The 18,426-nt window shown below is 66.8% G+C and carries 16 protein-coding genes; 5 read left to right on the top strand and 11 right to left on the bottom strand.

Annotated features, from left to right (window positions below):
• Positions 1–124 precede the first annotated feature (124 nt).
• On the top strand, positions 125–1,168 hold the full coding sequence (locus tag ABLE91_RS13765; RefSeq protein WP_348931447.1) for an extracellular solute-binding protein: 1,044 nt from the start codon (positions 125–127) through the stop codon (positions 1,166–1,168).
• A 76-nt stretch (positions 1,169–1,244) separates the two neighbouring features.
• Complete coding sequence (locus tag ABLE91_RS13760) at positions 1,245–2,888, top strand: ABC transporter permease (RefSeq protein ID WP_348931446.1); 1,644 nt, start codon at positions 1,245–1,247, stop codon at positions 2,886–2,888.
• Between the two features lie 126 nt (positions 2,889–3,014).
• Here ABLE91_RS13760 and ABLE91_RS13755 read toward each other — a convergent pair whose 3' ends face one another.
• Positions 3,015–4,979 (bottom strand): acetoacetate--CoA ligase, encoded by a 1,965-nt coding sequence (locus ABLE91_RS13755; RefSeq protein ID WP_348931444.1) that lies wholly within the window; start codon positions 4,977–4,979, stop codon positions 3,015–3,017.
• Between the two features lie 343 nt (positions 4,980–5,322).
• Between ABLE91_RS13755 and ABLE91_RS13750 the strand changes: the two genes are divergently transcribed.
• Positions 5,323–7,131, top strand: a complete 1,809-nt coding sequence (locus ABLE91_RS13750) for an AsmA family protein (RefSeq protein ID WP_348931442.1) — start codon at positions 5,323–5,325, stop codon at positions 7,129–7,131.
• A gap of 3 nt (positions 7,132–7,134) precedes the next feature.
• Here ABLE91_RS13750 and ABLE91_RS13745 read toward each other — a convergent pair whose 3' ends face one another.
• From ABLE91_RS13745 to thrC, 3 genes are read right to left on the bottom strand one after another with little or no spacing between them, the layout of a single operon-like run.
• A complete protein-coding gene (locus ABLE91_RS13745) occupies positions 7,135–7,776 on the bottom strand; it encodes a GNAT family N-acetyltransferase (RefSeq protein WP_348931441.1) in 642 nt (213 codons plus the stop codon).
• A gap of 49 nt (positions 7,777–7,825) precedes the next feature.
• Positions 7,826–9,091: a M16 family metallopeptidase gene (locus ABLE91_RS13740; protein WP_348931440.1), complete on the bottom strand. Its 1,266-nt coding sequence runs from the start codon at positions 9,089–9,091 to the stop codon at positions 7,826–7,828.
• Positions 9,088–10,491, bottom strand: coding sequence for a threonine synthase (thrC, locus tag ABLE91_RS13735; RefSeq protein ID WP_348931439.1), 1,404 nt, complete (start codon positions 10,489–10,491; stop codon positions 9,088–9,090). Before thrC ends, ABLE91_RS13740 begins: the two co-directional genes overlap by 4 nt.
• Before the next feature lie 181 nt (positions 10,492–10,672).
• On the opposite strand from thrC, the gene ABLE91_RS13730 reads away from it, so the two are divergent.
• Both ABLE91_RS13730 and purB read left to right on the top strand, forming a co-directional pair.
• Positions 10,673–11,629: a hypothetical protein gene (locus ABLE91_RS13730; RefSeq protein ID WP_348931438.1), complete on the top strand. Its 957-nt coding sequence runs from the start codon at positions 10,673–10,675 to the stop codon at positions 11,627–11,629.
• A 73-nt stretch (positions 11,630–11,702) separates the two neighbouring features.
• Complete coding sequence (gene purB, locus ABLE91_RS13725) at positions 11,703–13,010, top strand: adenylosuccinate lyase (protein WP_348931437.1); 1,308 nt, start codon at positions 11,703–11,705, stop codon at positions 13,008–13,010.
• A gap of 69 nt (positions 13,011–13,079) precedes the next feature.
• Here the strand turns inward: purB and grxD are convergent, their stop codons facing one another.
• From grxD to purS, 7 genes are all read right to left on the bottom strand, one after another.
• On the bottom strand, positions 13,080–13,418 hold the full coding sequence (gene grxD / locus ABLE91_RS13720) for a Grx4 family monothiol glutaredoxin (protein ID WP_348931436.1): 339 nt from the start codon (positions 13,416–13,418) through the stop codon (positions 13,080–13,082).
• Positions 13,419–13,612: 194 nt separating this feature from the next.
• Positions 13,613–14,092, bottom strand: coding sequence for a RidA family protein (locus tag ABLE91_RS13715; protein WP_348931434.1), 480 nt, complete (start codon positions 14,090–14,092; stop codon positions 13,613–13,615).
• A gap of 203 nt (positions 14,093–14,295) precedes the next feature.
• On the bottom strand, positions 14,296–14,772 hold the full coding sequence (locus tag ABLE91_RS13710) for a RidA family protein (RefSeq protein ID WP_348931432.1): 477 nt from the start codon (positions 14,770–14,772) through the stop codon (positions 14,296–14,298).
• A gap of 96 nt (positions 14,773–14,868) precedes the next feature.
• Complete coding sequence (locus ABLE91_RS13705; RefSeq protein ID WP_348931431.1) at positions 14,869–15,102, bottom strand: BolA family protein; 234 nt, start codon at positions 15,100–15,102, stop codon at positions 14,869–14,871.
• Between the two features lie 16 nt (positions 15,103–15,118).
• Positions 15,119–17,323: a phosphoribosylformylglycinamidine synthase subunit PurL gene (gene purL, locus ABLE91_RS13700; RefSeq protein ID WP_348932053.1), complete on the bottom strand. Its 2,205-nt coding sequence runs from the start codon at positions 17,321–17,323 to the stop codon at positions 15,119–15,121.
• Positions 17,324–17,459: 136 nt separating this feature from the next.
• On the bottom strand, positions 17,460–18,158 hold the full coding sequence (gene purQ, locus ABLE91_RS13695; protein ID WP_348931429.1) for a phosphoribosylformylglycinamidine synthase subunit PurQ: 699 nt from the start codon (positions 18,156–18,158) through the stop codon (positions 17,460–17,462).
• Positions 18,155–18,397, bottom strand: coding sequence for a phosphoribosylformylglycinamidine synthase subunit PurS (gene purS, locus ABLE91_RS13690; RefSeq protein WP_348931427.1), 243 nt, complete (start codon positions 18,395–18,397; stop codon positions 18,155–18,157). The genes purQ and purS overlap by 4 nt, the downstream gene beginning before the upstream one ends.
• Positions 18,398–18,426: the final 29 nt, after the last annotated feature.

The raw sequence follows: 18,426 nt of genomic DNA, 5'->3' as shown, positions 1-18,426 counted from the left end.
GCCTTTTTAGATATTCTCTAACCTATTGGGATCACGCGCTCTTTCGTTGACGGCGCGCGTCGCCTGACGCTACGCGATGCGGACAGCGAGGCCACACCGAATGGCGGCCTCCGAGGAGGAATCCATGTCCGGGACATCGTCCACCAAATCCCCGCTCCGCCGCGTGTTCCTCGCGGCCCTCTCTTCCGCCGTCCTCGCCAGCGGCGCGGCCTCGGCCCAGGGCGTGGTCAACGTCTACACCACCCGCGAGCCCGGCCTTGCAGCGCCGCTCTTCGAAGCCTTCACCAAGGCCACGGGTATCACCGTCAACAGCGTGTTCGTGAAGGACGGTCTCGCCGAGCGCGTGAAGGCGGAAGGCGCCGCTTCCCCGGCCGACCTCCTCATGACGGTGGACGTGGGCAACCTTCTGGACGTGGTGGATGCCGGCGTCACCCAGCCGGTCCAGACCCCCACTCTCACGGCCGCCGTGCCCGCAAACCTGCGCGACCCGGCCGGCAACTGGTATTCCCTCTCGCTGCGCGCCCGTCTCGTCTATGCGGACAAGGACCAGAAGCTCTCTTCCTTCACCTATGAGGAGCTGGCGGACCCCAAGTGGAAGGGCAAGATCTGCATCCGCTCAGGCCAGCACCCCTATAATGTCGGCCTCACCGCCGCCTATCTCGTGCATCACGGCGAGGCGAAGACCGAGGCGTGGTTGCGCGGCGTGAAGGCCAATCTCGCCCGCAAGGCCACCGGCGGCGACCGTGAAGGCGCCCGCGACATCCTCGGCGGCATCTGCGACCTCGCGGTGGGCAATTCCTATTATGTGGCGCTCATGCGCATCGGCAAGGGCGGCCCCGACCAGCAGAAGTGGGGAGAGGGCATCAATGTGCTCCTGCCCGTGTTCGAAGGCGGCGGCACCCATGTGAACGTCACTGGCGCCGCGGTCGCCAAGAACGCGCCCAACAAGGACAATGCAGTCAAGCTTCTGGAATTCGCCGTCTCGCCGGCCATGCAGGCCATCTACGCCCAGGCGAACTTCGAATATCCGGTGCTCGCCGGCGCGGCGGTGGATCCTGCCATCGCAGCGCTCGGCCCGTTGAAGGTGGATCCCATCTCGCTGGTGGAGATCGCCAAGGCCCGCAAGAAGGCGAGCGAGTTGATCGACCGCGTGGGCTTCGACAGCTGAGCCAGCGTTGACCGACCTCACCCTTAAATCAGGCGCCCCGCCCCTCTACCGCTTTCTGCGGCGAGGACGGGGCGCCTTGCTTGTTACCGGGTCCGCCCTTGTCGTCCTTTTCGTGCTGCTGCCGGTGCTGGCGCTGTTCGGCATCGCGGCGGAGGGCTCCGGGGACCTGTGGCCCCATCTCATTGAGAACGTGCTGCCCACCGCCATCGCGCAGACCTTGCTGCTGCTGGTGGGCGTTGGAATCTTGACGACCGCCGTGGCGGTGCCCTGCGCGTGGCTGGTGGCGACCTGCGATTTTCCCGGCCGGCGCGTGCTGGATTGGGCGCTGCTGCTCCCCCTCGCTTTGCCTGGCTACATCGTCGCCTATTCCTATCTCGATGTGCTCCATCCCCTCGGGCCCATCCAAAGCGCGTTGCGCTGGATGCTGGGCATCTCCAGCCCGCGCGGGCTCCAGCTTCCCGATATCCGCTCGGCTGGCGGCTGCATCTTCGTGATGTCCTGCGTGCTCTACCCCTATGTCTACCTTTCCGCGCGAGCGAGCTTCCTGGTGCAGTCCGCGGCGGCGCTGGATGTGGCGCGGACGCTCGGCGCAAGCCGTCTGCGCACCACGTTGCGCATCGCCTTGCCCATGGCCCGCCCCGCCATCGTGGCCGGTGTGACACTGGCCTTGCTGGAGGTGCTGGGCGATATCGGCGCGTCCGAATTCCTTGGCATGCGGACCCTGACAGTCTCCATCTACGCCACCTGGGTCAACCGTTCGAACCTGCCGGGCGCGGCCCAGATGGCCCTCGTCATGCTGGCGCTGGTGCTGGCTCTGGTAGCGGCCGAGCGTGCGGCCCGCAGCCGGGCGCGCTATGTGGCGGGCGGCACCAACCGCCCGCCGGCGCCCATCCATCTGCAAGGCGGAGCGGGCCTCGCCGCCCTCGCCTTCTGCCTGGTGCCGGTCCTGCTGGGCTTTACGGTGCCGGTGGCCCATCTTGCCTGGGTCGCGGCCCAGCGCATCGAATTCAGCGGCTTCTCGCCGGGCATCCTTGCGGAGGCCCGCAACAGCGCGCTCCTCGCGCTTGGCGGAACGGTGCTTGCCCTGGCGCTTGGCTTCGTGCCGGCGGTGGCGCAGCGCCTCGCCGCCTCGCCCACCACATCCGCCCTCGCCCGCATGGGCAGCCTCGGCTATGCGGTTCCCGGAACGGTGCTGGCCATCGGCCTCCTGACCCCGCTCGCCGGCTTCGACAATTGGGTGGACCAGGGAATGCGCCAGTTCGCGGGCGTGTCCACCGGACTGCTCATCTCCGGCTCGGGCGCGGCTTTGATCATCGCCTATGCCATCCGCTTCCTCGCCATTCCCATTGGCGGGCTGGAAGCGGGTTATTCCAAATTCTCCCCGCATCTCGACATGGCGGCGCGCAGCCTCGGCCGCTCGAAGCGCGGCGCGGTGCGGCACATCCACCTGCCCTTGTTGCGTCCCGCGCTCGCCACCGCCGGACTCATGGTGTTCGTGGACGGGATGAAGGAATTGCCCGCGACGCTGCTGCTGCGTCCGCTGGGCGTCGAAACGCTGGCCACCCACATCTATGGCGAAGCCGCGCGCGGCACCTATGAGGATGGCGCAATCGCCGCTTTGCTCATCGTGCTCGTGGGATTGGTGCCGGTGATCCTTCTGGCCCGGCTGTCGCGGACGGCGACGCCGGGCTCCCTCAAGGGCAGCCGGGGATCGGGTTAGATTTCATCCGTCATGCCCGGGCTCAACCCGGGCATCTTTCTCAGGACGGGTGCGGCGCCAAGCATGGCGGAAGATCCCCGGATCAAGTCCGGGGATGACGACGAGGAGTTGCGACGCTGAAAAGCCTCAACTCTTCAGCGTCTCCAGGTCCTTGTACTCGGACAGGGCCTCAGGGTTCGCCAGCGCCTCGGTGTTCTTCACCGGGCGGCCATGCACCACCTCGCGCACCGCCAGCTCGGTGATCTTGCCCGAGCGGGTGCGGGGGATGTCGCCCACCTGCACCACCTTGGCCGGCACGTGGCGCGGGCTCGCGCCGGTGCGGATCTGGGTCTTGATCTTGGCGGTGAGCGCATCGTCCAGCTTCACCCCCTCGCGCAGCCGCACGAACAGGACGACGCGCACGTCATTGTCCCATTCCTGGCCGATGGCGACGGATTCCAGCACGTCGGGAATCTGCTCCACCTGGGCGTAGATCTCGGCGGTGCCGATGCGCACGCCCTGGGGGTTCAGGGTCGCGTCCGAGCGGCCGAGGATCACCATGCCGCCGTGCTTGGTCCAGAGCGCGAAATCGCCGTGGCACCACACGTTCGGGAAGCGCTCGAAATAAGCAGCGTGGTACTTCGCGCCTTCGGGATCGTTCCAGAACATCACCGGCATGGAGGGGAACGGCCGGGTGCAGACCAGCTCGCCACGTTCTTCCTTCACCGGCTTGCCGTCCTCGGACCACACATCCACCGCCATGCCGAGGCCCGCCGCCTGGATCTCGCCCTTCCACACCGGCGAGGTGGGATCGCCCAGCACGAAGCAGGAGATGATGTCCGTGCCGCCGGAGATGGAGGCCAGCGGCACGTCGCTCTTGATGGCGTCGTACACATAGTCGAACCCCTCCGGCGCCAAGGGAGAGCCGGTGGAGGTGATGAGCTTCACGCTGGACAGGTCATGGGTGTCGCGCGGGCGCAGCCCTTCCTTGTGCAGCGAGTCGATGTATTTCGCGGAGGTGCCGAACAGGGTGAACCGCTCCGCCTGCGCATAGTCGAACAGCACCTGGGGACCGGGCGCAAAGGGCGAGCCGTCGTACAGGCACAGCGTTGCGCCGATGGCGAGACCGGACACCAGCCAGTTCCACATCATCCAGCCGCAGGTGCTGAAATAGAACAGGCGGTCGCCGGCGTTGAAGTCGCTCTGGTAGCGGTGTTCCTTCATGTGCTGGAGCAGCGTGCCGCCCACGCCGTGGACGATGCATTTCGGCACACCCGTGGTGCCGGAGGAGAAGCAGATATAGAGCGGCTGGTTGAACGGCACCCGCTCGAACGTCACCTCGGCCGAGACGAAGGGCGCGATGAAGGCGTCCAGGGTGACGCCGCGGGGGCTGAGCTTCTCCGCCACCACCTCGGCCTCGCCGAGATACGGCACCACCACCACTTTGCTCGGGGTCGGCAGCCCGGCGGCCACCTGCGCCAGCTTGTCGGCGATGGCGACGCGCTTGCCGTTGTACCAATAGCCGTCGCAGCAGAAGAACACCTTGGGCTCGATCTGGCCGAAGCGGTCGAGCACGCCGCGCTCGCCGAAATCGGGCGAGCAGGAGGAGAAGATGGCGCCGAGCGAGGCGGTCGCCAGCATGATGGCCACCGTCTGCGGCATGTTCGGCATCATGGCGGCGACGCGGTCGCCGACACCGACGCCCTCCGCCTTCAGCGCCTGCTGGAGGCGCGAGACCAGGGCGCGCAGTTCGTCATGGGTGACACGGGCCTTTGCCTTGTCCTCGCCCCAGAACACCATGGCTTCGCCATCGCCGCGGCCGCGCAGCAGGTTCTCGGCGAAGTTCAGCTTGGCGTCGGGGAAGAACTTCGCGCCGGGCATCTTGTCGGCATCGATGAGCTGGCGGGAGCCCTTCTCGCCGATCACCTTGCAGTCGTCCCACACGAGGCTCCAGAAGTCGCCGGGATCCTTGATCGACCAGGCATGGAGGTCGCGATAGGTGGAGAGGTTCGTGCCGTGAAGGCTGTTCACCTGGCTGATGAGGCCGGCGATATGGGTCGAGGCGACCCGGGCAGCGCTCGGTTGAAACAGCGGATGTTCGGCTTCGCTCATTATCCCCTCCCCGACCTGCGGCGGGCCTACCGCAAAGGCCCCACGCACCGCAAGCCAACGCACAGGCTTTCTGGACAAGACATAGCCTCTGGATCATCCGCTGTCAGGGGGCTCAATAGCCTTGAAAGCGACACAGACCGCTTAGAAGGTGCGCCGCTCTCGGGGGATGGGGGAATCGCACCGCAGTTTGTGCGGTCGTTTTCCCCTGCCCTGGCCCGAAAAATCGGATGTCTTGGTGGTGATTTTCGGCGCAAACGCCCGTAGGGCCGTGTTCGCGTCGGCCGTTTTGGTCGGCGTCCTGGCTATCATTGGGCTCTGCCTCATATCCTTTGCCTCGCTTCTCGTGCCCACCGCGGATGTGCGCAAGGTGGCGACGGAAGCGTTGGCGCAATCCACCGGCCAGAAGGTGCGCCTTGGCGGGGAGCCGCGCGTCTCGTTCTTTCCGGCCCCGGCGGTGACGCTGGAGAAGGTGGTCTTCCCCATGTCGGGGGACCAGTCGCTGGATGCCGAGGGAGTGGTGGCGCGGCTGCGCCTGCTGCCGCTGCTGATCGGGCGCCTGGAAGTCGCCGACGTGACCTTGAACCGGCCGACCCTGGTGGTGACCGGCAAATCCCTGGTCATGGGGCCGGCCCTGGTGGGGCTCGTGGCGGGGCCGAACCGCCCCGAGCTGCGCCTCGTGGGCGGCACCATCGCGGTGCGCAACGCGGACGGGCTGACCGAAGAACTCGTCAGCGGCATCAACGCCCGCCTCGATCGCTCCGCCGGCGGCGGGAGCCTTGTCGCCAAGATCGCCTTTGCGTGGCGCGACCGGACTGCGGATGCGGACCTCGAACTGGCGAATGCCGCGGCCTTTATCACCGGCGAGCCGTGCGGCACCCGGCTGGACATCACCTCCGGCACCTCCTGGATGCGGTTCAAGGGCTCCTCGTCCGCTGGCCCCAACGCCAAGGCGCAGGGCGATTTCAGCGGCGAGGCAAGCTCGCTGCGCGACCTTCTCGCCTGGGTGGGCCTGCCGGCGCCCACCGCCGGCGGGCTCGGACGGTTCGCTTTCTCGGCCAAGATTGCCGCTGACCGCACCGGCGTCCAGCTGTCGCCCGTGAGCGCGGAGTTGGACGGCAATCGCAGTGAAGGCGCGCTGAGCCTCAAGCTGGACGGCGAGCGCCCGGAAATCCAGGGCACGTTCGCCGCCGACGCCCTGGACCTCACGCCCTATGGCCGGTTCGTCATGACCGAGCCGTCCGACGGCGCCTGGGACCGTAGCGCGCTGAACGTCCATCCCTTGTCCCGGATCGATATCGACCTGCGCCTGTCCGCCGCCCGTATGCGGGCCGAGGACAGCAATTTCGAGCGGGTGGCCACCAGCGCCGTGCTGCGCTCCGGGCGCCTCGTGGTGGCGCTCGGCACGGCGCAGGCCTGGGGTGGGAATGTGCGGGCCTCCCTCGATCTGTCCCCGGCGAAGGATGGGGTCGGCACCACCATGCGTCTTCAGGCGGACGGGACGGGCATCTCTCTCGAACGCACGTTCGGCGACCTTCTCGGCATCCGCCGGATTGAGGGTTCCGGCGATGTCCAGACCGTGCTGGAAGGCAGCGGCGCGAGCTATTACGAGATCGCCCAGTCCCTTTCCGGCAACGTGGCGCTGCGGGTGTCCAACGGCGCCATCGCGGGCATCGACATCGGCCAGGTGATGCGCCGCATCGAGCGTCGTCCCCTCTCCGGCGGCGGCGACCTGCGCGGCGGTCGCACGCCTTTTGAGCAGCTTGGCGCCAAGATCTTCATTGCCGACGGCATCGCGACGTTACAGCAGGCGCACATGGAGGGCAAGCAGGTGCTCCTCTCCCTGGAAGGCGAGGTTGCGGTCGGCTCCAGAGACATCGACCTTCAGGGCCGCGCCGTGCTGCTTCCCGCTGGGAGCGGCACGAGCGACCGTCAGGCAGCGCCGTTCGACCTGCCCTTCATCGTGCAAGGCCCCTGGAGCAGCCCCTACGTGATGCTCGACCCGAAAAGCCTGATCCAGCGCTCGGGCGCCGCCCAGCCGCTGCTGGACGCGGTGCGCAACAAGGGGGTCGGCGAAGCGGCGGTGCGTTCGGTCATCGAGCAGCTCGCGAAGCCCACGGCCCTTCCGCCCGCGCCGACCAAGGCCGGCAACTGACGCTTATTGCGCGGCGAGCGGCGGCGAGGAGGTCTGGTCCAGCTGCTGGTCCGGCCGCAATCCGGCGGCATCCCCGCTCAGCCGCGCGAACAGGAAGTGGTCCTCCCACATCCCGTTGATGCACAGATAGTGGCGCGCAAAGCCCTCGCGCACGAAGCCGAGGCTCTCCAGCAGGCGGATCGAGGGCATGTTGTTGGTCATCGACGCCGCCTCGATGCGGTGCAGGCCCAGCTGGTCGAACGCCACCGGCAGCAGCGCCGTGACCGCAGCCCGCATATGCCCCCGACCGGCATAGGGCGCGCCCATCCAATAGCCGAGGCTGGCGGCCTGACAGATGCCGCGCCGCACATTGGACAAGGTGAGGCCGCCCAGGAGCTGGTCGTCACTGATGCGGAAGATGAAGAGCGGGTAGGCCTCGTCCCGCATCATGTCGCGGGCGTAGCGCCGCAGCCGGCGGCGGAAGGCGCCGCGGGTCAGATCATCCGCCGGCCACAGGGGCTCCCACGGCATGAGGAAGGACCGGCTCTCTTCCCGAAGGTCCCGCCATTGCTGGTAATCCTTGATCTGCGGCACGCGCAGATAGACGCCGTCGCCGACGATGGCGGGGAGAACCTCCGGAGACAGGATCGACTTCAGGAACCACATGCCGAAGCTCGTCTAAGGCTGCGGGCGACAGGTCAAGTACGCCGAAAAGTCATCTTACCCGAAGACGTTCCACCACGCGCGCCGCAGGTTCAAGCCCCTTTCCAGGCCCGATGGCCGCCAGAACGGGCCGGCCGGCGGCCACGAGATCCCGAGCAGCTGCCCGCACGTCCTCCACGGTGACCGCCTCCACCTTCGCCACGATCTCCTCCACAGGGATCACGCGATCGAACGCCAGGATCTGGCGCGCCAGCTGCTCGGCGCGAGCGCCGGAACTCTCCAGCGCCGCGAGAAGCCCCACCTTCATCTGCGCCTTGGCGCGGGCAACTTCGGTCTCGGTGGCGGTTTCGCCTGCCGCCATCAGCTGGTCGATGATGACATCGGTCAATTCGCCCACATCGCCTTCGTCCGTTCCGGCATAGATGCCGAACAGACCAGAATCCGCATAGGCCCAGTGGAAGGCGTAGATGGAATAGCAGAGGCCGCGCTGCTCCCGCACCTCCTGGAACAGGCGCGAGGACATGCCGCCGCCCAGCACGTTGGTGAGCACCTGGAGCGCATGGTAGCGCGGCACCCTGAAGGAGCAGCCCTCCAGGCCCAGCACCACGTGGACCTGCTCGGTATCGCGCGGGGTGAGCGAGATGCCGCCTTTATAGAGGGCCGCGGGCGCCGGCGGCTTCTCGTCCTTCTTGATGGCGCGCAGGCGCTGCGCTGCCTCGGCGACGAAGTGTTCGTGGTCCACGGCGCCGGCGGCGGAGACCACCATGCGCGGGCCGCGATAGGTCCGTCCCAGATAGGCGCCGAGCCGCTCCGGGTCGAAGCTGCGCACCGTGTCGGGCGTGCCGAGGATGGAGCGGCCCACCGCCTGTCCGGGGAAAGCCGCCTCCTGGAACAGGTCGAACACCAAATCGTCCGGCGTGTCCATGACCGCGCCGATCTCCTGCACGATCACGTTCTTCTCCCGCGCCAGCTCCTCGGGCGCGAAGGCGGGTTCGGTGAGAATGTCAGAGAGGATGTCGAGGCCGAGGCCCACATCCTCGCCCAGAACGCGGACATTGTAGGAGGTCTGCTCCACGGAGGTCGCGGCATTGATGTCGCCGCCCACCTGCTCGATCTCCTCGGCGATGCGCCGCGCCGAGCGGCGGCGCGTGCCCTTGAACGCCATATGCTCCAGCAGGTGGGAGATGCCGTGCTCGCTCTCCTGCTCGTCCCGCGCGCCCGCCCCCACCCAGATGCCGAGCGATGCGGTGCCGAGATGGGCCATGTCGTCGGAGATGACGGTGATGCCGTTCTCCAGCGTGGTCTGCCGAACGCTCACGCAGCGGCCCCTGATGCGATGCGGGCATGGCCCGAGATGAAGGCTTCGATGGCGGACAGGTCGTTGGGCAATACGGTGAAGCGCTCCTTGCGCGACATCAGGTCGGCCATGTGCACCGGCAAGGCCGGGCGCTTGCCGGTGGCGGCTTCCACCGCGTCGGGGAACTTCGCGGGATGGGCGGTGGAGAGGACCACCTGCGGCACGTTCGGATTGTGCTCCACCTTGCCGGCGACCGCGAGTGCGACGGCGGTGTGGGGGTCCACCACATAATCCGCCTCGCGATAGGTGCGGGCGATCATGGCGGCGGTTTCCGGCTCGTCGGCCCGTCCGGCGGAGAATTCACCGACGATGGAGGCGAAGGCGTCGCGCGGCACGGTGAACGAGCCGGACTGCGCCAGAGAGGCCATGAGCGAGCGCAAGGTCTCGGCGTCCCGGTCCAGGGACTCGAACAGCAGGCGCTCGAAATTGGAGGAGACCTGGATGTCCATGGAGGGCGAGGAGGTGGCGTGCACCCCCTTCACCTCGTAGCGGCCGCTGGCGATGGTGCGGGCGAGGATGTCGTTCACATTGGTGGCGATGGTGAGGTCGCGCACCGGCAGCCCCATGCGCTTCGCCACCCAGCCGGCGAAGATGTCGCCGAAATTGCCGGTGGGCACCACGAAGGACACTTCGCGCCCCGGCGCGCCCAAGGCCGTGGCTGCATAGAAATAATAGACCACCTGGGCGACGATGCGGGTCCAGTTGATGGAGTTCACCCCCGCCAGCGCCATCCGGTCGCGGAAGGCGTGGTGGTTGAACATGGCCTTCACGTGGGCCTGGCAATCGTCGAACGTGCCTTCCACCGCGATGGCATGGACATTGTGCCCGCCCACCGTGGTCATCTGGCGCCGCTGCACTTCCGAGACCCGCTTGTGCGGATAGAGGATGAACACATCCAGCGCATCGGAATGGCGGAAGGCCTCGATGGCCGCGCTTCCCGTATCGCCCGAGGTGGCGCCGACGAGGGTCGCCCGCGCGCCGCGCTGGGAGAGCACATGGTCCATCAGCCGGGCGAGCAGCTGCATCGCCACGTCCTTGAAGGCCAAAGTCGGGCCGTGGAACAGCTCCAGCACGAAGCGGTTGGGCGCGATCTGCACCAGGGGCGTCGTCGCGGGATGCCGGAAGCACTGGTAGGCGTCGGAGATCATGTCATCGAGCGCGGCCTGGGGAATGGCGTCGCCGACGAACGGGGTGATCACCCGCCGCGCCACCTCTGCATAGGATTTTCCCGCCAGCGCCGCGATCTCCTCATGGGAGAAGGTCGGCCATTCTTCCGGCACGTAAAGGCCGCCGTCGCGGGCAAGGCCGGCAAGGAGAGCGTCCGCAAAGGACAGGAGCGGCGCCTCGCCGCGTGTGGACATATAAAGCAAGATCTCGCTCCGGCGTCGGCGCGGGAGAGGCTCCCAAGGTAAACCTGCTGCCGCTTATATGGCAAAGGCGTCGGACAGTGGGGGTCTTATCCGCCAAAGCCGCGCGACGCCAGAGCGGGTTGCCCTATTGGGCAGGGAGGGACAGGATGTCGCCCTTCATTTGATTGGTCCCATGCTCATTTCCCACCTCTCCCGCCTGCTCGCCGCCACCGGCCGGCAGGGCACCCGCGCCGTTGCCGCCAGCATCTTCCTCGGCCTCGCTCTGCCCCCGCTCGCCGCGGCGGCGAAGCCGCTGCTGCTGCCCTGCATCATCGTTCTGCTCGCCATTTCCTTCATGCGCACCGACATGGCGCAGATGCGCAACAGCCGCCATGCCGGCCTGCTCGTGATCGCCATGGTCTGGATCATGGGCATCCTGCCCACGGTGCTCGGCTTCATCGTCAACCGCCTGCTGCCCCCGTCTGACAGCGGCGTGATGCTGGCGCTGGTGATGCAGGCGGCGGCGCCGCCCATCATGTCCACGCCCGCTTTTGCCACCCTTCTCGGCATCGACGCGACCTTGAGCCTGGCTGTAATGGTGCTTTCGCTCTGCGTGCTGCCCGTCACCGCGCCCATCATGGTCTCCGCCTTCACCGACGGGGCGCTCGCCATCGACGGCCTGGCGCTGGCCGTCCGCCTCGGCCTGATCCTCCTGGGGACTGCGGGCGCCGGGTTTATTGCGCGGGCGGCCTTCGGAGGCGCGCGGCTCGCGCGGTGGAATGACCACCTCAACGGGCTGAACGTGCTTCTTCTTTTGGTGCTGGCGGTGGCCTTCATGGACGGTGTCACCGCCCGCTTCATGGCCGAGCCCTGGCTGGTGCTGTGGGTGGCGGGGCTCGCGGCGTCGGTCTCCGCCTGTGGGCTGCTGATCACCCTCTTCCTGTTCCGCTGGGCGGAGCGGGGGCAGGACCTCATGCTCGCTTATGCCGCCGGCAACCGGAATTTCGGGATTCTCGTGGCGGCGGCCGGCGGCGTGCTGCCGGACACCACTTGGCTTTATGTGGCGGTGGCGCAATTCCCGGTCTACCTGCTGCCTTATCTGCTGCGGCCGCTGGCCGCCCGCCTCACGGCGAAGGCAAAGCAGGATTGACGCAGGCGCGCTACCGCATCGGGCGCCGATCTGTTAGAGCGCTGGCTTCAAGGAACCCTGAGCGAGCGCAGATATGATCCCCCGCTACAGCCGGCCGGAAATGGCCGCCATCTGGACCCCCGAATCCCGCTTCCGCATCTGGTTCGAGATCGAGGCCCATGCGGTGGAGGCCATGGCGGACCTGGGCATCGTGCCCAAGGAGGCCGCCGCCAAGATCTGGGAGCTGGGGCGCAACGCCGAGTTCGACGTGGACCGCATCGACGCCATCGAGCGCGAGGTGAAGCACGACGTCATCGCCTTCCTCACCCACCTTGCCGAGATCGTCGGGCCGGAGGCGCGCTTCGTCCACCAGGGCATGACCTCTTCCGACGTACTGGACACCTGCTTCGCCGTGCAGCTTGCCCGCGCGTCGGACCTGCTCATCGCCGATGTGGACCACGTGCTCACCGTGCTGGAGCGCCGGGCGTTCGAGCACAAGCTGACCCCCACGGTCGGCCGCTCCCACGGCATCCATGCCGAGCCCACCACCTTCGGTATCAAGCTCGCCATCGCCCATGTCGAGTTCCAGCGCGCCCGCGCCCGCCTCGTTGCGGCCCGCGCGGAGGTGGCGACCTGCGCCATTTCCGGGGCGGTGGGCACCTTCGCCCACATCGATCCCCGCGTTGAGGAATATGTGGCGCAGAAGATGGGACTTCAGGTGGAGCCCGTCTCCACCCAGGTGATCCCGCGCGACCGGCACGCCATGTTCTTCGCGGTGCTGGGGGTGGTCGCTTCCTCAGTGGAGCGGCTCGCCACCGAGATCCGCCACTTGCAGCGCACCGAGGTTCTGGAAGCGGAGGAATATTTCTCCGAGGCCCAGAAGGGCTCCTCGGCCATGCCGCACAAGCGCAACCCGGTGCTCACCGAGAACCTGACCGGCCTTGCCCGCATGGTCCGCGCCTATGCCATGCCCGCCATGGAGAATGTGGCCCTCTGGCACGAGCGGGACATCTCCCACTCCTCGGTCGAGCGCATGATCGGGCCGGACGCTACCGTGACCCTGGACTTCGCCCTCGCTCGCCTCGCCGGCGTTGTCGACAAGCTGGTGGTCCATGCGGACAACATGCAGAAGAACATGGACAAGCTGGGTGGGCTCATCCACTCCCAGCGCGTGCTCCTCGCGCTGACCCAGAAGGGCGCGAGCCGCGAGGATTCCTATCGGCTGGTCCAGCGCAACGCCATGCGCGTCTGGCGCGGCGAAGGCGATTTCCGCACCTTCCTGCTGGAGGATGCGGATGTGCGCAAATACCTCTCCGAGGACGACATCAACGAGAAGTTCGACCTCGGCTATCACTTCAAGCACGTGGACACGATCTTCAGGCGGGTGTTCGGGCGGGTGTGACGCGCAGGGCCTGAAAACAAAAATGCCCGGGCAAAGCCCGGGCATTTGCATTCTTAAGAAGGGAAGCGATCAGCCGATGGCGCGGTCGCGGATGGCGACGCCCTTTTCCTCGAAGAGGGGGATCAGCTCACCCGCCTGGAACATCTCGCGGACGATGTCGCAGCCGCCGAGGAACTCGCCCTTCACATAGATCTGCGGAATGGTCGGCCAGCTCGCATAGTCCTTGATGCCCTGGCGCAGCTCGTCGGATTCGAGCACGTTCACGCCTTTGAACGGCACGCCGATATGCTCCAGGATTTGCACCACCTGGCCGGAGAAGCCGCACATGGGGAATTGCGGCGTGCCCTTCATGAACACCACCACATCGTTGCCCTTGACCTCGCGGTCGATGAATTCGCGAATGCTCATGTCTCTCGTCCAGAAGATGGTCCGGCGGCACGCCGGTTCGTACCTGAAGATCGGCCCTCGGGCTGCAAAGTGCAAGGTGCACGTCCTAAAAGCCGCGGCTCGTGCGTGATCAGCTCGGAATGGCCCGCCATGCCTTTGCCTGTCGCCGCGGACGACGCGGCGACAGGCTGCTCGTGCAAAACTGAAGGAAAAAGCTACTTCTTCACAGGCGCGTAGAAGGTTCCGTCCACTTCGGCGATATCGTCCTGGTCGAGCTTGCGCACTTCCAGCACAGTCCGCGGCGGATAGGGCCCCTGCCCCCAAAGCTCGGCCTGCACCTTGTTGACGATGGCGCGATGGCGCGTCACGTCGGTGACGAAGACGGTGAGCCGGACGGCATCCTGCAGCGTGGCCCCCTCCGCCTCCGCGACCGCCTTCATGTTCAGGAACATCTGGCGGATGCGCGCTTCCTCGCCGTCCACCAGCGTGCCGGTCGCGGGATCGACGCCCCGCATGCCGCCGACGAACACGAAATCCCCGGCGCGGGCGCCGACGCTCCAGCTTCCGCTGGGCTTCACCGAGCCCGGAGGCGGGGAAATGATCTTTACGCCTCCCGGGGACTGCGCACCGGCATAAGAGGGAAGCAGCAGGGCGCCAAGAACCAGCGGCAGGGCCGCCCGACGAAACCAATTCATGAAAGGAATCTCCCAACCAATACAGGCGGATAAGGAGATAAACTCTTCACGGGCGTATGACAGTGGCAGGCGCGGCTCTTCTCACGAAGCGGATTGGAGACAGGTCGCGAATGGGAGAGTGGCCATCCCCGGCGAGGTCCTGGATTGAGACCTCAGCGCCGGGAAGGGCCTGCTTGATCATGCGCCCATAAGGCTGAGACGCCTTACTTCTTCACCGGCGCATAGAAGGTGCCCTCCACCTCCACGATGTCGTCCTGGTTCAGCCGGTCCACTTCGATGATGGTGCGCGGCGGATAAGGGCCTTTGCCCCACAATTCCTCCTGCACCTTGTTCACCACCGGGCGGAACCGGAACATGTCGGTCACATAGACCACGAGCCGCACGGAATCCTGGAGCGAGGCGCCCTCGGATTCGGCGATCAGCTTCATGTTGAGGAAGGCCTGCTTCACCCGGGCCTCATCGCCGGGAACCAGCGTGTTGGTCGCAGGGTCGATGCCGCGCATGCCGGCGACGAAGACGAAGTCCCCTGCCCGCGTGCCCAGGTTCCAGGTGCCCGTGGACTTGATGGCCCCCGGCGGCGACAGGGTTTTCACCCCGTTGGGGGAATCGGCGGAGGCGGATAGCGGCAGGAGAAACAAGCCCGTCGCCAGGATGGCGAGCGAGCGGAACGGCGCGCGCATGGAAAACCCTCTGGTATGAATGTACGGCTACATTCATTCCACGAGGTCAAGTTTTGATCACGCGCAAAACATGGGCAATGCGCCGCCCGAAATGCTTCAGGCAGGAGCAGACGTCTTCAGCGCCAGCGCGTGGAGCACGCCACCCATATTCCCCTGGAGCGCCGCATAGACCATCTGGTGCTGCTGCACCCGGCTCTTTCCACGGAACGCTTCGGAGACGATGGTCGCGGCATAGTGGTCGCCATCCCCGGCGAGGTCCTGGATGGTGACCTCGGCGTCGGGAAGGGCTTGCTTGATCAGGCGCTCGATGTCGCCGGCGGCCATGGCCATGATGTCTTATCCCCTGTCAGGCGCTGGCGCCCATATAAATGGGCAGCCACGTCTCGTTCCGGTCCCGCAGCGCTTCCACGAAGATCGAGCGCTCGCCGGGCAGCACGATGCGGTCGCCGCCGGTCTTGCCCAGCTTCAGCAGCGGCACTCCCGCCGCTTCCGCGCGGCGCACCAGCTCGGGCCCCTGCCCGTGCGCGCCGACGATGACATAGCGCGCCTGGTCCTCGCCGAACCAGAAGGCATGGGCCGGGATGTTGTGGGGGCGGTCGATGGAAGCGCCCATATTGCCAGCGATGGCCATCTCGGCGATGGCCACCAGAAGGCCGCCGTCGGAGACGTCGTGGACCGCCGTCACCAGCTCCTCCTGGATCAGCGCACGCACGAAGTCGCCATTGCGCTTCTCAGCGACGAGGTCCACCGGGGGCGGCGCGCCCTCCTCCTTGTCGCAGACCGTGAAGAGATAGGCAGAGGCGCCCAGCCAACCCTCGGTCTTGCCCACCACATAGATGGGTTCGCCGGCCGCCTTGATGGCGAGGGTCATGCTCTTGTCGAGATCGTCGATTAGCCCGACGCCGCCAATGGTGGGGGTGGGCAGGATCGCCTTGCCGTTGGTCTCGTTGTAGAGGCTGACATTGCCGGAGACGACGGGGAATTCCAGCGCTTCGCAGGCCGCGCCGATGCCTTTCACGCAGCCCACGAACTGGCCCATGATGTCGGGCTTCTCGGGGTTGCCGAAGTTCAGGTTGTCGGTGACGGCGATGGGCGTCGCGCCGACGGCAGTGAGATTGCGCCAGGCTTCCGCCACCGCCTGCTTGCCGCCCTCGAAGGGATCGGCCTCGCAATAGCGGGGCGTCACGTCGGTGGTGAGCGCCAGCGCCTTCGGGCCATCTTCCACGCGCACCACGGCGGCGTCGCCACCCGGCTTCTGCACGGTGTTGCCCTGGATCAGGTGGTCGTACTGCTCCCAGATCCAGCGCTTGGAGCACAGGTCCGGCGACATGACGAGCTGCTCGAGGGCATCGGCGAGCGGTACGCTGTCCGGCACGTCGCTCGGCATCAGCACCTTGCGGGGCGGGGCTTCGGTGTGGGGCCGGTAATATTCCGGCGCCTCGTCGCCCAGTTCCTTGATGGGAAGATCGGCCTCCACGACGCCCTTGTGCTTCACGATGAAGCGCAGCGTGTCGGTGGTGTGGCCGATGATGGCGAAGTCCAGCCCCCATTTGCGGAAGATGGCCTCGGCCTCCTCTTCCTTGCCGGGCGCGAGCACCATGAGCATGCGCTCCTGGCTCTCGGACAGCATCATCTCATAGGCGGTCATGCCGGTTTCGCGGCAGGGCACGGCGTCGAGGTTGAGCTCGATGCCGAGGTCGCCCTTGGCGCCCATCTCAACGGCCGAGCAGGTGAGGCCCGCCGCGCCCATGTCCTGGATGGAGACGACGCAGCCGGCCTTCATGATCTCGAGGCAGGCTTCCAGCAGCAGCTTCTCGGCGAAGGGGTCGCCCACCTGCACGGTGGGGCGTTTCTCCTCGGCGTCCGCACCGAATTCGGCGGAGGCCATGGTGGCGCCGTGGATGCCGTCCCGCCCGGTCTTCGAGCCGAGATAGACGATGGCACGGCCCACACCGCTCGCGGCGGCGTAGAAGATCTCGTCGGCCTTGGCGAGGCCGACCGCCATGGCGTTGACTAGGATGTTGCCGTTATAGCGGGCGTGGAAACCCACCGAGCCGCCCACCGTGGGCACGCCGAAGGAATTGCCGTAGCCGCCGATGCCGGCGACGACGCCAGCGATGAGATGGCGGGTGCGCGGATGGTGGCAATTGCCGAACCGTAGCGCGTTCAGCGCTGCGATGGGGCGCGCGCCCATGGTGAAGACGTCGCGCAGGATGCCGCCGACGCCGGTCGCCGCGCCCTGATAGGGCTCGATGAAGGACGGGTGGTTGTGGCTCTCCATCTTGAAGACCACGGCCATGCCGTCGCCGATCTCCACCACGCCCGCATTCTCGCCCGGGCCCTGGATCACGCGCGGGCCCTTGGTGGGCAGCGTGCGCAGCCAGACCTTGGAGGATTTGTACGAGCAGTGCTCGTTCCACATGGCCGAGACGATGCCGAGCTCGGTGATGGTGGGCTCGCGGCCGATCAGCTCGATGAAGCGCTGATACTCGTCCGGCTTCAGCCCATGCTCGGCCACGAGCTCGGGGGTGATGCGGGGGGTGTTCGGAATAAGGTTCACGTGCGTCCGATCCCATCCGATGGCGCGCCGTGGCTCTCGGCCTCCGGTCGCATCGATCGTCTCACTGTTGCAGAAGTGCGCCGGTCCAACAGATAAGACCGCTGGGCGATCTTATCCAGGCCGACATTCAGGCCGCCTTCAGCGCGATGGCGAGGCTTTCGAACAGCCCTCGCCCGTCCACCGGGCCGATCTGCGGCTCGATATGATTCTCCGGGTGCGGCATCATGCCAAGCACGTTGTGCTTCTCGGAATAGATGCCGGCAATGCCGTTGATGGCGCCGTTGGGGCCATCGGCCTCGTCGATCTCGCCGTCCGGGCGGGCATAGCGGAACGCGACGCGCCCTTCCGCCTCCAGCTCGCGAATGGTTTCCTCGTCGGCGGTGTAATTGCCTTCGCCGTGCGCCACGGGAATGCGCAGAATTTCGCCCTTGCGATACGCGCGGGTGAAGGCCGTGTCGGCCCGCTCCACCCTCAGGCGCACTTCGCGGCAGACGAAACGCAGCTTGGCGTTGCGCACCAGGACGCCGGGCAGCATGCCGGCCTCGCACAGGATCTGGAAGCCGTTGCAGATGCCAAGCACCAGCCCGCCCTTCGCAGCATGGGCGCGCACGGCATCCATGATGTTCGCGCGGGCGGCGATGGCGCCGCAGCGCAAATAGTCGCCATAGGAAAAGCCGCCCGCCAGGACCACGAGGTCCGTGTGCTTGGGCAACTCCGTCTCGGCGTGCCAGACCGGCTTGACCTTGGAATCAGCGACGAGCGTCAGCGCCCGCTGGATGTCGCGCTCGCGGTTGGTGCCGGGAAAGACAATGACGGCGGACTTCATTCGGCAAACTCGACCCGATAGGTCTCGATGACCGTGTTGGCGAGCAGCTTGTCGCAGGCATCCTTCAGCACCGATTCGGCGGACGCCTTGTCGTTGCCGGCCAGTTCCACGTCGAAAACCTTACCCTGCCGCACGCTCTGCACCCCGGAGACGCCAAGGGAGCGCAACGCGCCCTCGATGGCCTTGCCCTGCGGGTCCAGAACCGCGGATTTCAGCGTGACGATTACACGCGCCTTCATGAAGCACCACTCGTAACGGAAGCGGGGGC

Origin of the sequence: Aquabacter albus (genome assembly GCF_040049275.1) — a bacterium.
Classification (GTDB): Bacteria; Pseudomonadota; Alphaproteobacteria; order Rhizobiales; family Xanthobacteraceae; genus Aquabacter.
This window is presented reverse-complemented; position numbering and strand designations above follow the sequence as displayed.